We start from the raw sequence: 12,496 nt of genomic DNA, 5'->3' as shown, positions 1-12,496 counted from the left end.
GGCCCACGACCCTAGGGCGACCGGCTTCGTGGCGCCGCGCTCCGCACCCCGCACGCCACGCGCCGCGACCGCCCGATTCCGGCACCGCTGAGCGCGCGGGGCCGGTAAGCCGCCTCGCCGGGTCGGGCAACCACCCCTGACGCGGGGCCGGTTGAGTAGGGTCGCCGCATGAGACTGACCGTTCTCGGAGGCTGCGGCGCCTGGCCGACCGTGCAACAGGCATGCAGCGGCTATCTCGTCGAGCGCGACGGTTTCCGGCTGCTGATCGACCCCGGGTACGCGACCTTCCCCCGGCTCCTCGGACATGTCACCCCGGACGAGGTCGACGCCGTGCTCGTCAGCCACGGCCACCCCGACCACTGCGCCGACCTCAACCCGCTGCTGCGGGCCCGTGCTCTCGGCGACACTCCTTCGTCCGCGATGCCGTTGTACGCCCCGCACGGGGCGCTCGACGCCGTGCTGGCGTTGGACCGGCCGGGCATGCTGGCCGCCGCGTACACGCTGCGCCCCTTCAGGCCGGGGGAGCGGTTCGGGATCGGCCCGTTCGCCGTCGACACCTGGGAGCTGCCGCACTTCGTGCCCAACGCGGGACTGCGGCTGACCGCCGACGGCACCACCCTCGCGTACACCGGCGACACCGGACCGAGCCCCGACATCGTCCGGCTCGCCCGCGGCGCCGATCTCTTCCTGTCCGAGGCCACGTATCTGTACGAAGTGCCCGACCCGGGCGATGCCCCGTACCTGCTCACCGCGCGCGGTGCCGGCCGGTACGCGGCCGCGGCCGCCGCCGGACGGCTGCTGCTCACCCATCTGTGGCCCGGCACCGACGCGGCCGTCGCCGCGGCGGTGGCGGGGAAGGCGTACGGCGGGCCGGTGGCCGTCGCGACCGCCGGTCTCGCCGTCGCGTTCTAGGAAATTCGTGATCCAATTCACTCCGGAGTTGATGTCATGTCGACCGCCTCGCGGGGTAGAACGGACGTCGGTACCGTCCGGTGACGGGCGGTGCCGTCTCATGAACCAGCCGGGGGTTGCCTCGGCGATATCGAAGGACAACAGCATGGCCAGCGGCACCGTCAAGTGGTTCAACTCCGAGAAGGGCTTCGGTTTCATCGAGCAGGACGGTGGCGGCCCTGACGTCTTCGCCCACTACTCGAACATCTCCGGCAACGGCTACCGGGAACTGGTCGAGGGCGAGACGGTCACCTTCGACGTGACCCAGGGCCAGAAGGGCCCGCAGGCGGAGAACATCGTCCGCGGCTGACCCACCCGGAGTGAACCACGGGGCCCCGGCGACAGCCGGGGCCCCGTCGGCCGTCTGCGGGGCGGTGATCCGCGCGGAGTCGGCCCGGCGGCCCCTCGGGCGGAGGACCGTGCCTGGTCCATGGCCTTGAGCGCGTCACGCCTCGGCCGGCCGTATCACCTTGGAGTCCCTTTCCGCCGTGCCGGGTTCCTGGCGCAGGGCGTCAGGCCGCGGGCTCGGAAAGGCGGACGCGCGAGACCGGCGGGACGGCTCAGGGGGAGTACGGGGTGTACGTGATCGAGGAGACCTTGAGGTAGCGGGCCCCGTCCGCGGTGGCCCAGGTCGAGGAGTCCGGGTTTCCCGGCCAGTCGCCGCCGACCGCGGTGTTGACGATGAAGTGCATGCCGACACCGGGAGCGGTGGTGTACCACTTGGTCCCCTGGAAGGCGCCGTCCACCCAGAAGTCGATGTGATCGGGCCACCAGCTGAACGAGTAGACGTGGAAGCTGTTGGTCCAGCCCCCCGAGTTGTTCACGGCCCACTGGGTCTGGGCGTTGCTGGTGTCGTGGAAGGTCTGGTACACGGTGCCGGGGTTGGATCCGACGATCTCGGCGGCGTCGAACTCGGGGAGCCAGGGGTTCAGATAGGCCGCCCACACCGCGGGGAGCAGCCCCTGCCCGCTGGGCATGTTCGCGGTGAAGCTGTAGGTGCCGTAGCCGTAGAGGGCCTTCGACTCCACGCGGCCGGAGTAGTAGACCCCGCCGCCCGCGCTGTAGGTCTTGATCATCAGGGTGTCGCCGTCGTACCAGACGCAGTTGGGCGTGTAGGTCTCCAACTCGTTGTTGGCCGTCCATTTGCCGCTGATGACGTTCCAGGAGTTGACGGTCTGCGGTGTGCCCCAGGATCCGGCGTGCGCGGGCTGCTGCGCCGAGAGCAGCATGACGCAGGCGGCGAGTACCGCGACGATGAACCACCTGGGCCGTACGAGGATTGTCGTCATCGGAGCTCCGTTGCTCGATGGGGGACAAGGCGTGGGAGCGGTTCCATGCCTTCCTTCGGAACGTAGAGCTCTGTTCAGGACCTGACAATAGGCGCGGCGGGGATCGCTGCTTGTGTTCCGGTCGTGAACGAACGGCCCTGCGGCGCGCGGGTCCGGTGGCCCCCGGCAGCCGTGCGGCCCGGTCCCGGCTCGCTCACGGGACCCGCGCCGCCGGCACGCTCGACCCGCTTCGGCCGGGGGACCGGTGGTGTCCGGTTCGCATGGTCAGGACTGCGAGGGTGACAGCGAGGAGGCTTCCCAGGTGAAGCCGTCCGGGTCCGTGAACGCCGTGGCGGAACCGGTGAGGGCGATCCTGTGCGAGCCGGTGCCGTCGTCGGCGACGCCGACCTCCTTGGCCAGAGCGGCACGCTTGTACAGCGCCAGCTTGAACTGGCCCGGCTCGTCCGCCGTGAACTCCGCGTACTTGCCGCCGAAGCTCTTCGCGACGGTCAGCCCCTGCTCGACGTAGAATCGCTTGGTCGCCTTCACGTCCTCGACGCCCAGCAGGAGCACCCTGTCGTCGATGGTGCCGGTGGCCGGGCCGGTGTCCTTCTTCGCCGAGGTCGCGACCTTCCAGATCGTTCCGTCGGGAGCCTGGACGACGCCGCCGTAGCCCCAGAAGGACTTCGACACCGGCTTCAGCGATGTGGCGCCGGCCGCGAGCGCGCCGTCGATCAGGCTCACGACGTCGGCCGGCTGGGACACGGTGAGCGCGAGCGAGAATCCGCGGAAGCCCGTCGTGGGCGCCTCCGCGGTGCGCAGGCGCAGCTGGGAGCCGAGCCCGAAGGCGTCGGCGTAGAACCGCTCGGCGGCGGTCGTGTCGTCCACTTCGAGGGTGATGGATGCGATGGAAGTCATGCGCTTCACGCTAGTCGCGGCCCGTCGGCGGTGGCTTCTTCGATCCTGCTCGATCGGTTCGACTCAGGACCCGGTGATCGCCTGGCTGGCGATGAGCCGCTGGTAAGGGGTGCAGCGCGCGAGGAGCGTGGGGTGGTTGCCGGTGTCGGTGACGGTGCCCTGGTCGAGCATGATCACGTGCTCGGCGTGCTGCACGGTGGTGAGCCGGTGGGCGACGACGATGACCGCGCGCGTCGTCGCCAGCTTTTCGATGATGGTGCGGAAGCGTTGCTCGTTGAGGCCGTCGAGCTGGCTGGTGGGCTCGTCGAGCAGCACGATGTCGGCGTCGGAGAGCAGGGCGCGGGCGAGCGCCATGCGCTGCCGCTGGCCGCCGGAGAGGTCGGTCTCGCGGCCCAGGTGGGTGTCGAGGCCCTGGGGGAGGCGGGCGATGTCGTCGCCGAGTCCGACGGCGTCGAGGGCGGTGGCGAGCTCGGCGTCGGTCGCGGGGGTGCTGCGGCCGAGCTGGAGGTTCTCCCGGGCGGTGGCCTCCAGGAGCGTGAAGGCCTGGTCGACGTACGCGATGCGGGTGCGCAGCGCGTCCAGGGGCCAGTGCCGCATGTCGTGGCCGAGCACCGTGATGGTGCCGGAGGAGGGCCGGATGAAGCGGTCGATGAGGGAGAGGGTGGTGGTCTTTCCGGCCCCCGACGCGCCCACCACGGCGGTGAGTCCGGTGCGGGCGGTGGTGAACGAGATGCCCTGCAGGGTGGGGTGGCCGGCTCCGGCGTGGGTGTAGGAGACGGAGTCGAAGGCGACGGCGGGCGCGTCGGGCAGCGGGGTGGGGGCGGCCCGGTCCTCGTCGGCCGGGTCGTTCTCCGGGGGCAGGAGCAGCAGGTCGTTGCAGCGGTCGCGGGCGGCGAGGCCGGACTGCAGCCGGCCGAGACCGGTGGCCAGCGTGTTGACGGACGGGATGGCCTGCAGCAGGTACAGGAGGAACGCGGCGAACGCGGCCGCCGTGATGTCGCCCGCGGCGAGGCGGGCGCCTCCGGTGAGGATCACGGCGATCATGGCGAGCTGGTTGCCGAGGGTGAGCACGGCGGGGATCAGCGTGCCCAGCCGGGCGCCTTCCAGGGAGACGGCGCGCAGCCGTTCGGCGTCCTCGGCGAGGGCACGGCCGGCCAGCGGCTCGGCCCGGTTGGCCTTGATCGTGGTGAGCGCCTCCAGGTTCGCGGTGAAGCGCTGGGCGATGTGTCCGACCGCGTCCTGCTGGCCGGTCACGTTGGCCCGCATGCGGCGCAGGACCAGCATGACCATGAGGGTCAGGGCGGACAGGGAGACGAGGGTGACCACCGTGAGGACCCAGTCGATCCACACCATCACGCCCAGGGTCGCCGCGATCGTCACCGTGGCCAGCGGCAACTGGCTCGCCACGTCGACGATCTGACGCAGCAACAGGGCGTCGGAGGTGATCCGGGCGGCGAGTTCTCCGGTGCCCTGGGTCCGGACGACGGGCAGGGGCAGCCGCAGCGCGTGTTCCATCAAGGTGATGCGCAGCCGGTACGCCATGCGTTCGCCGATGCGGGCGAGCAGGAAGCCGGAGCCGGCCTGGGTGAGGGCGCCGACCGCGGCGACCCCGCACATCAGGGCGATGTGCTCGCCGAGCGGACGATGGAGGGAGAAGTCGGTGATGACGTCCTGGAGGAAGAGGGGGAGGGCGAGCGCGGCGGCGGTGGCGGCGAGCGCGAGGAACAGCGCGGCGGTCAATGGGCCGGGCTCGGAGGTGAGTTCGCGGCGCAGTCGCAGGGGGCCCGTCGTACGGGAGGCGCGGGGAGCGGGCTCGTCGGCCACGGGGAACCTCTCTGGTGGGCGAGGGGGTGTCGCGCGGGGGCGCGCACCTGACGGTGGGACGGGCTGCCGGGGCCGGACATCGGGACGTTCGGCGACCGGCCGGGCCCCTGGTGGTGGCCCGGCCGGCAGTACCGTGTGCCCCTACGGGGCGTCGTCCGCTAGAGGCAGAGGACCGTGCTCACCGTGCTGGTGCCGCAGTTGAGCACGCTCAGGGAGCTGGTGCTCGCGAGGGTGTCGTCGATCGGGGTGGCCTCGGTCTCGGGCAGGTCCATCGTCTGCAGGTCGAGGATCATCATGTCTGTTCTCCTTCTTTCACTGACGGGTGGATCACCCGGCCGGACGGCCGGGAGTCTGGGGTGCGCAATTCGGCTGTTTCCGTTGCGCCTCGGAGGGGCCGGTCAGGCGTGGCCGACCGGGTGCCCGGCGGGGGCCGGGCGGTGCCCGGCCGTGGCCGGGGCGGGCCGGGCCTCGCTCGGTCGTGCCGGCCGGATTTCGCCGGTCCAGGGGAGGAAGGGGGTGCCGGCCAGGGCGGTGCCCAGGGCCAGGAGCACTCCGGCGGATCCGGTCGCCAGGTCTGCGGAGAGCCGCAGGAGCTGGTCGCCGGGGAAGGCGAGGTGGCCCTGGTACGAGATCTGGTGGAGGGCCAGGAGCCTGCGGTGGCGGTCCAGCGCGGTCTGGCGGTGGGCGGCCGCCTCCGCGTCGTCCGGCGTGCGCGGGGAGTGCGGTGCGCCCGGAGGACACGACCGGGGCCGGGTCAGGGCGAGGTAGCCGAGGAGCCCCGCGCGGCCGTTGAACAGGCCGGGCTGGATGATGAATTCGGGTTCGGCCGCCCGGCTGATCGGCGTCCGGTAGCGGGCTGTCGGGCTTTCGGGGTGATGGCCGAGCAGGGCGTCCAGGGCCAGCCCGATGCCGGTGCTGCCGGTCTCGATGTAGGGGAGTACCCGGTACTCGTCGAGGACTTGGACCGTGCCGTCCGCCGCGGTCACACACCGCTCCAGGTCCAGTTCGAGGAGGGTCTGGGCCCGTTCGAGGAGACCGTGGTCGCCGGTGTGTTCGTGGAGACGGACCAGGGCGAGGGCCGCACCGGACGCTCCGGCCATCAGACCGGCCTTGCGGCGCCCGCTCGACGGACCCTCCTTCTCCAGCTCGTCGGCCGCGGCCTCGGCGTGGGTGACGGCGGTGTCGAGCAGGTGCGGGTCGCCGGTGGCCGAGGCGAAGTGCGCCAGGGTCAGCGCGATGCCGGCGCGGCCCGAGGAGAGGTCCGGGCCCGGCGGACCGTCCGGGATCGTGCGGGTGAGCCGACCCAACAGGTCGAGCGCGGCGTCCCGTTCGCCGAGGAGGTCGAGGGTGTAGGCCACACCGTGTCCGCCGGTGTAGAGACCGGGCCGGGCCGGGCGGGTACGGGCGGCGTCGAGGAGCCACCGCACGTGTCCGGGGTCCGTCCCGGCGCCCGTGACGTGGAGGGCGTACAGGACCCCGGCCGCTCCGTGGGCCAGGCCCAGGCTGTCCTGGGTGAACTGGGCGATGTCGCCGGGGAAGAGCCGGTCGTCGCGGTGCGGGGTGGCCATGGCCCGGATGCCCGCCGCGAGCGAGTCGCGGATGGCCGGCCAGTCGGCCCCCGGTCCGCTGAGCAGGGCTTGTGTCTCGGCCCTGCGCACGCCCAGTTCGGGCCGGGGAGTGCGGCCGTCCGAGGGGGAGGGGGCCAGCATGCGGCGGATCTCGGCGGTGTATCCGGTGGGCACGGGGAACCGGCGCTCGATGACGTCGGCGAGTTCGGTGCCCTTGCCCGCGTCCAGGGTGGGCAGTTGGGCCAGCGGCAGGAACAGCCACAGGCGGATCGCGGCCAGTCCGTACAGGTCGATCTCCGGCCCGGTGTATCCCCGTGGAGCGGTGAAACCCGCGGCGCCCAGCGCCGGACGGACGAACGCGTCGACAGGACTGGCGAGTTCGAAGTCGATGAAACAGATGTCGCCGTCCGGCCGGATGATCAGGTTGCGGGGGTGGAGGTCTCCGAAGACGACCCCGCGGGCGTGCATGGCCTCCAGGATGCGCTCGATCCGGTCCACGATCGCGATCGCCTCGCGGGTGTACTCGGCGACCGTCGTGTCGTCGGCGTCCGGATGGATGAGCGGGTACTTCGCGGTCAGCCACTCGCTCAGGGACTGTCCCTCGACGAACTCCTGCACCAGGAAGCGGTGTTCCCACACGGTCAGCAGTTCGTGCAGCACGGGGACCCCGGGCGAGCCGGCCAGGCGGGCCATCATGTCGTGTTCCTGCTGCAGGCGGGCGACGGCGTCGACCCCGCGCTGGTCGAGACCCGCGTGAGGGCGGGCCTCCTTCAGCACCACCCGCGGACTGTCCGCGTCCTTGCGCCCCAGGTAGACACCGCCGGCGTTGGAGAAGTGCAGGACCCGCTCGACGGTGTAGGGGAGTGCGGGTGCCTGCGGGGCGGTGCGCTCGGCGATGGCGGCCTCGACGAACGGGGGCACGGGCGCCCAGTCGGGGACCGAGAAGCCGGGGCCGCGGACGTCCGGGACCAGCCGTCCGTCCGGGTCTTCGAGGGCCAGCACCCGCTGACCGGCGTCGTTGTGGCAGTGGCGCTCGGCGAACCCCCCGTAGCGCAGATAGAGCGGACCCTCCCCCCAGCGCAGATCGCTGAGGATGTACGGGCCGCGGCGGCCGGCCAGCAGCGGGCCGAGACCCTCCAGACATCGCCGTAACTCGGCGTCGCCCACCGGGTAGAGCGTGCAGAACTTCCCGCTCGAACCGCGCGGGGAGTACTTGGAATTCTGCATCTGCAGGATGGGCATCCCGCGCAGGAACTTGAACGTGATGTGCTCGCGCAGACAGTAGTCGTAGACCTGCTCCAGGACCGCCTCGGCGTCCTCGGCGCACGAGGACACGTGGATCTTCCAGCCCTGCGGGGGCAGCTGTACGTCCGTGGGGCGTACGACCGCCCAGATCTCCAGGTCGCCCCGCTCCCATCCGGCGGGCAGCGGCCGGCTGACGGCCGCGAACTCCTCCTGGGCGCCCCAGCGCCGGGGCGAGTCGTAGAAGATCGGGTCTGCGTAGGCGTAGGCCTCGTACCGGTTGTCCATCGGACTTCTCCTCAGGGCAGGGACGTGTGCAGGCGGGACGGCAAAGGGGAGCGGTGATCCGGCCGGCCTGGAGAGCGGAGCGGGGAGCCGTGCCGGCCCGGGGAGCGGGAGCGGGCTGCGCGGTGTCGGGTGGCGGCCGGAGTCCGTGGGGAGGTCCCCGGCCACTCGAAGTATTGGGAAAGCGATACTTCGACCACAACGGCGCGAAAGAAGGCTTTTCCGAAGATATTCGCCCCGGCGTGACGGGTGGACTGCGCATCGTCGACAGCGCCGAGGCGCACACCGGATCACCGAAGCGGCCCGGAGCGCCGCGCCGCCGCGGGCACGGCCGGGGCCGGAACCGCCCGTCCAGGCCTCTGACCGGGACGTTTCGTGAAGGTGGGTCGCGTCGGCGGACCCGGCCGATTGGGCCCTGGAGGCGCGGTTGAAACGGCATATGCCGGGTGCGGGGCGACGCGGAGTATGACCCGGGGGCGCTGCTCGTGCCGGGGGCGTGGATTTGTCGTACCGGCAGGGGAAGTGGGCAACCGTCTCCTCGGCCGCTCGGACTCCTCCGCGGGCCCGGTGGCGCGGTCGCCGGACGATGCCGGTCCGCCCCGGACCCGCGGCCGGAGGCGCAGGGCGAGTTGCCGAATTCACGGATGCCATCGAGCGACGGGATCCGCGGAACGGTCGATGTTCGTTGGCCGGCGTGTCGTCGCCCGTACATCTGTGCGCTACTATTTCCCCAGAGCCGGTCGGAGGAAGTCACTCCGGTTGGTGATGCGTTGGTGGTCCAAGGAAAGACGCCCCGCTTCCTGCGGGGAAATGCAGGTGCAAGGCCTGCCCGGCGCTCTGAAGAAGCCCTGTCCCGCGTTGTGCGGGACAGGGCTTCCTGCTGTTCGGGGCCGGACCGGGGCCGGGGTCAGCTCGCCTCGACCTGTTCCGAGACGGGGAACACGTCACCGCAGTCCGGGCACGCGGCCCGGCCGAAGAGGTGCGTGAGAGCGCGCGCGATGTCCTCGTGCCCCGCCTGTGCCGCGGTGCGGTGCAGGCGCGCGGGGAGGGGAGCGAGGGCGGCCGGATCGGCGGGCAGCAACGCGGACTTGGCCGGGTCGGCCGTCACGTAGTCGCCGGCCGAGGCGAAGGTGCCGTGGTCACCGAAGGCGATGCACAGGTCCGACGCGCAGTTCGGGCACTCGATCTCGTACTCCTGCTGGAACAGGCCTTCCAGCCGCCCGGCGCTCCATACCCGTTCCCCCTCGAACGCGAGAACGCACTGGAGGAAGTACACGAAGGCCACGTCGTCGTCCTGCGCGTCCAGCAGGCGGCGGGCCACCGGGAGGAGGACGGCGATCTCTCCCGCGTAGCGCGCGCTGCGTTCGTCGTCGGCGGCGGACGCGATGAGACCCGCCATCAGGACGGCGTCCGCCGGTGCGCCGGGGGCGCGGCCCTCCGCGATGGCCGCCAGATGAGGGAGGGCGAGGTAGCTGTCGCTGTAGACGCACCCCTGATGGCACAGGTCGTCCCACAGTTCGCTCCAGACCTGACCCTCGTCCGCACCACCCATGCGTGCGAAGGTGCCGGCCAGGTCGTCGGAGGGTTTCGGGGTCATGCCACCGGATCATTGCAGGAACGCGTCCTCACCGGACGGCGGGGTCCCGGCGCATCCTTCCTTCGGCGGCCCGTCCGCGTGGAACCCGCCGCCACGACCTCCGACATGACAGTGTGTCACCGAGTGATCACGTTACGTCCGGTGGGAGGATGCCATGTCAGTCATTCCGAAAGATCTCAAGTACACGGACGACCACGAGTGGGCGCGCTTCGAAGCCGACGGGACGGTGACGGTCGGCATCACCGACCACGCCCAGAAGCAGCTCGGGGACGTCGTGTTCGTCGACGTGCCCATGCTGGGCAAGAACGTCCGGGAAGGTGATGCCGTCGGCACCATCGAGTCGGTGAAGGCCGCCTCCGAGGTGTTCACCCCGGTGGCCGGCGAGATGATCGCGGTGAACCAGGACCTCGCCGACGAACCCGAGGAAGTGAACAACGCGCCCTACGAGAGCTGGCTGTTCAAGATCAAGCCGGAGGCGGGCGGTTCCACCGTCACCCTGCTCTCCGCCGCCGAGTACGAGAAACTGATCGGCGACTGACCGCCCGGCGGTCCGGACCACGGCACAGGCCCGGGGCCCGGCGGCGCCGGGCCCCGCAGGGCGTGCCGAGCCACCGGTCGCGCGACCTGATGGTGCCGGTCACACGATCCGGTGGGCGCGGTCTAGTAGTAGTGCCGTCGTCCGCCGACCTCACGGCCGACCGATCCCAGGATCCACAGCAGGACGCCGACCGCGACCAGGATGATCCCGATGGTCCAAAGGATTCCGATACCGGCGACAAGGCCGATGACAAGCAGGATGACTCCGAGGATGATCATGGCGTCCTCCGGTGGGCGGGACGTCGTCCGCAGGCGTCCCCATTCCCCCGCCGGGTTTCCTGCGGTGCGCGGGATAAACAAAGGTGACGCGTCGTGCGGAGGAGCCCGACGCACGGCACGAGGGAGACAGGATGGCCGACAGCGGTCGCGGATACGTCAGGGACCGGCGCGGGTGCCGCCATTGGGGACCCCACGGGGCGGCGGGCCTGCTCCTGCGCGAGGACGGCCGGTTCCTGCTCCAGCGCCGCTCCTGGCGGGTCCACCACGGCCGTACCTGGAGCGTTCCCGGTGGCGCGCTGCACGCCGGTGAAAACCCGTGGGACGGGGCCCGCCGGGAGTTCGCGGAGGAACTGGGCGGCGTTCCGGCACTGCGCCGCATCCACACCTTCGTCGACGACCACGGGGGATGGGCCTATCACACCGTGGTCGCGGAGGTCACCGAGCCGTTCTCCCTGCGCCGTGGCGACGGTGAGGGGGCCGCCCACCGGTGGTGCGCCCCCGCCGAGGTGGACTCGCTGCGCCTGCATCCCGGATTCGCGGCCACCTGGACGCAGTTGCTGGCCGGCCTGGACGGGCTCTGAGGATTCCCCGCCGCTCGTGCGGACCGGGGAAGCCGGACGGGGCCGGGCCGTCGCCGCGGCCCGGCCCCGTGTCGTGGTGCCCCGCCGCTCAGGACGGCGAAGCGTGGAACACCTCCGAGAGGATCAGTTTCGTCAGCTCGTCGGAGGGAGCGGTGCCATCGGGTGACTGGTTGAGGTTGACCAGGACGACGACGGTCGCCTTCCGCTTCGGGTCGTGGCCCACGAAGCTGTTGTAGCCGGGGATCTGGCCGTCGTGGCCGAGGAATCCGGAGAAGTCGACGATCCCCAGGCCGTACGTGGGCGTGCCCGGGACGTCCGAGGTGGGGACGAAGGTCAGCCGCTGGCGCTGGGTCCGCGGGCTGAGGAGCTTCCCGTCGGCGAGCGCGGGGGCCCAGCGGAGCAGGTCGTCCAGGGTGGAGATGCCGGCGCCGGCCGCCCAGGCCCACGAGGGGTTCACGTCGGTGACGTCCATCGGGTTGCCCGCCGACCAGTCGGCCCAGGCGGCGTCCTTCCCGGTGAGCACCGGCGCGGTGAGGCTGGCCACGTTGCCGATGAACTGGTAGCCACGAGGGTGGGGCGCGGGGAAGGCCGTGTCGGTGGCCAGGTTGGTGTTCGGCATGCCGACCGGGCGGAAGACCCGGTCGCGCAGGAGCGACGTCAGCGGCCGGTGGGTGATCTGCTCGGCGATCAGCCCGAGCAGCACGTAGTTGGTGTTGGAGTAGTGCCAGCCCTGCCCCGGCGGGAAGTACGGCTGGTGGCGGAAGGCGATCGCGAGCAGTTCCTCGGGCGTCCACTGCGTCTCGGGACGGTCGTCGAGGACCTGGTTGAAGTGCAGGTCCTCGCTGTAGTTGTAGAGGCCGCTGGTCATCTGGAGCAGCTGGCGGATGGTGATGTGGCGCCCGTTCGGCACGTCGGGGCGGTAGCGCGAGACCGGGTCGTCCAGCTTGATCCGGCCCTCGTCGACGAGTTCCAGGATCACCGTGGCGGTGAAGGTCTTGGTGATGCTGCCGATCCGGAAGTGTTCGTCGGCCGCGATCGGCTTCCCGGTCCTGAGGGACTCCGTGCCGAGCGTCTTGGTCCAGGTGCCCCACTGCGGAGTGCGGATCGACACCACGGCGCCGGGGACGCGCAGCCGCTGCATCAGGGCGATCAGATCCGGTGTCAGGGTCTTGGCGAAGGGCGGGGCGCCGTCCTTCGGGTGGTGGACCTCGTCGGCCCTGGTGGGTGTGGCCAGGGCCGGTGCGACGGGGGTCAGGGCCAGCAGCGTGGCGGAGAGCAGGACGGTGAGCCGGGGACGCCGCCGGATCGGCGCGGGGGCGCGCCGGTGGCGTACGAGGGAGCGGGGGAGCCGGGTCGGCATGGTAAGTCCGTTTCGTCCGGTGGATCGACGCCCCCAGGGATACCGTCCGGCGCCGACGTCGGAGCGCTGTTGGGCCACCGGTGGGC

12 protein-coding genes are annotated in these 12,496 nt (G+C 71.4%); 4 read left to right on the top strand and 8 right to left on the bottom strand.

Going from position 1 to position 12,496, the window contains the following annotated elements:
• Positions 1 to 168 precede the first annotated feature (168 nt).
• On the top strand, positions 169 to 912 hold the full coding sequence (locus tag ACH4S8_RS05890; RefSeq protein WP_398391280.1) for an MBL fold metallo-hydrolase: 744 nt from the start codon (positions 169 to 171) through the stop codon (positions 910 to 912).
• 145 nt (positions 913 to 1,057) lie between these two features.
• The gene (locus ACH4S8_RS05885; protein WP_037623149.1) at positions 1,058 to 1,261 is read left to right on the top strand and encodes a cold-shock protein; all 204 of its coding nucleotides are present in this window, start codon (positions 1,058 to 1,060) and stop codon (positions 1,259 to 1,261) included.
• A 250-nt stretch (positions 1,262 to 1,511) separates the two neighbouring features.
• Here the strand turns inward: ACH4S8_RS05885 and ACH4S8_RS05880 are convergent, their stop codons facing one another.
• From ACH4S8_RS05880 to ACH4S8_RS05855, 6 genes are all read right to left on the bottom strand, one after another.
• A complete protein-coding gene (locus ACH4S8_RS05880) occupies positions 1,512 to 2,240 on the bottom strand; it encodes a family 16 glycosylhydrolase (RefSeq protein ID WP_398391277.1) in 729 nt (242 codons plus the stop codon).
• Positions 2,241 to 2,504: 264 nt separating this feature from the next.
• On the bottom strand, positions 2,505 to 3,137 hold the full coding sequence (locus ACH4S8_RS05875; protein ID WP_398391275.1) for a glyoxalase: 633 nt from the start codon (positions 3,135 to 3,137) through the stop codon (positions 2,505 to 2,507).
• 63 nt (positions 3,138 to 3,200) lie between these two features.
• Positions 3,201 to 4,961 (bottom strand): ABC transporter ATP-binding protein, encoded by a 1,761-nt coding sequence (locus tag ACH4S8_RS05870; protein ID WP_398391273.1) that lies wholly within the window; start codon positions 4,959 to 4,961, stop codon positions 3,201 to 3,203.
• 158 nt (positions 4,962 to 5,119) lie between these two features.
• The gene (locus ACH4S8_RS05865; RefSeq protein ID WP_103554207.1) at positions 5,120 to 5,257 is read right to left on the bottom strand and encodes a SapB/AmfS family lanthipeptide; all 138 of its coding nucleotides are present in this window, start codon (positions 5,255 to 5,257) and stop codon (positions 5,120 to 5,122) included.
• A gap of 102 nt (positions 5,258 to 5,359) precedes the next feature.
• Entirely contained in the window at positions 5,360 to 8,059 is a 2,700-nt protein-coding gene (gene lanKC / locus ACH4S8_RS05860) for a class III lanthionine synthetase LanKC (RefSeq protein WP_398391270.1), read from the bottom strand.
• Positions 8,060 to 8,963: 904 nt separating this feature from the next.
• Positions 8,964 to 9,653, bottom strand: a complete 690-nt coding sequence (locus ACH4S8_RS05855; protein WP_398391268.1) for a hypothetical protein — start codon at positions 9,651 to 9,653, stop codon at positions 8,964 to 8,966.
• 154 nt (positions 9,654 to 9,807) lie between these two features.
• Between ACH4S8_RS05855 and gcvH the strand changes: the two genes are divergently transcribed.
• A complete protein-coding gene (gcvH, locus tag ACH4S8_RS05850; protein ID WP_398391266.1) occupies positions 9,808 to 10,191 on the top strand; it encodes a glycine cleavage system protein GcvH in 384 nt (127 codons plus the stop codon).
• A 122-nt stretch (positions 10,192 to 10,313) separates the two neighbouring features.
• On the opposite strand, the gene ACH4S8_RS05845 is transcribed toward gcvH, so the two are convergent.
• A complete protein-coding gene (locus ACH4S8_RS05845; RefSeq protein WP_398391264.1) occupies positions 10,314 to 10,469 on the bottom strand; it encodes a DUF6131 family protein in 156 nt (51 codons plus the stop codon).
• Between the two features lie 131 nt (positions 10,470 to 10,600).
• On the opposite strand from ACH4S8_RS05845, the gene ACH4S8_RS05840 reads away from it, so the two are divergent.
• Entirely contained in the window at positions 10,601 to 11,050 is a 450-nt protein-coding gene (locus ACH4S8_RS05840) for an NUDIX domain-containing protein (RefSeq protein WP_398391262.1), read from the top strand.
• Positions 11,051 to 11,138: 88 nt separating this feature from the next.
• Here ACH4S8_RS05840 and ACH4S8_RS05835 read toward each other — a convergent pair whose 3' ends face one another.
• Positions 11,139 to 12,410 carry a serine hydrolase domain-containing protein gene (locus tag ACH4S8_RS05835; protein WP_398391260.1) on the bottom strand — a complete coding sequence of 424 codons (1,272 nt, stop codon included), beginning with the start codon at positions 12,408 to 12,410 and terminating at the stop codon, positions 11,139 to 11,141.
• Positions 12,411 to 12,496: the final 86 nt, after the last annotated feature.

The organism is Streptomyces sp. NPDC021080 (genome assembly GCF_044333225.1).
GTDB lineage: Bacteria > Actinomycetota > Actinomycetes > Streptomycetales > Streptomycetaceae > Streptomyces.
The sequence above is the reverse complement of the archived record's forward strand: the minus strand, read 5'-3'. Positions and strand labels throughout refer to the sequence as shown.

Excerpts from the sequence above, each read along its gene's own strand:
- ACH4S8_RS05890 (WP_398391280.1), top strand. The coding sequence starts at position 169 with ATGAGACTGACCGTTCTCGGAGGCTGCGGCGCCTGGCCGACCGTGCAA.
- ACH4S8_RS05885 (WP_037623149.1), top strand. The coding sequence starts at position 1,058 with ATGGCCAGCGGCACCGTCAAGTGGTTCAACTCCGAGAAGGGCTTCGGT.
- ACH4S8_RS05880 (WP_398391277.1), bottom strand. The coding sequence starts at position 2,240 with ATGACGACAATCCTCGTACGGCCCAGGTGGTTCATCGTCGCGGTACTC.
- ACH4S8_RS05875 (WP_398391275.1), bottom strand. The coding sequence starts at position 3,137 with ATGACTTCCATCGCATCCATCACCCTCGAAGTGGACGACACGACCGCC.
- ACH4S8_RS05865 (WP_103554207.1), bottom strand. The coding sequence starts at position 5,257 with ATGATGATCCTCGACCTGCAGACGATGGACCTGCCCGAGACCGAGGCC.
- lanKC (WP_398391270.1), bottom strand. The coding sequence starts at position 8,059 with ATGGACAACCGGTACGAGGCCTACGCCTACGCAGACCCGATCTTCTAC.
- ACH4S8_RS05855 (WP_398391268.1), bottom strand. The coding sequence starts at position 9,653 with ATGACCCCGAAACCCTCCGACGACCTGGCCGGCACCTTCGCACGCATG.
- gcvH (WP_398391266.1), top strand. The coding sequence starts at position 9,808 with ATGTCAGTCATTCCGAAAGATCTCAAGTACACGGACGACCACGAGTGG.
- ACH4S8_RS05845 (WP_398391264.1), bottom strand. The coding sequence starts at position 10,469 with ATGATCATCCTCGGAGTCATCCTGCTTGTCATCGGCCTTGTCGCCGGT.
- ACH4S8_RS05840 (WP_398391262.1), top strand. The coding sequence starts at position 10,601 with ATGGCCGACAGCGGTCGCGGATACGTCAGGGACCGGCGCGGGTGCCGC.
- ACH4S8_RS05835 (WP_398391260.1), bottom strand. The coding sequence starts at position 12,410 with ATGCCGACCCGGCTCCCCCGCTCCCTCGTACGCCACCGGCGCGCCCCC.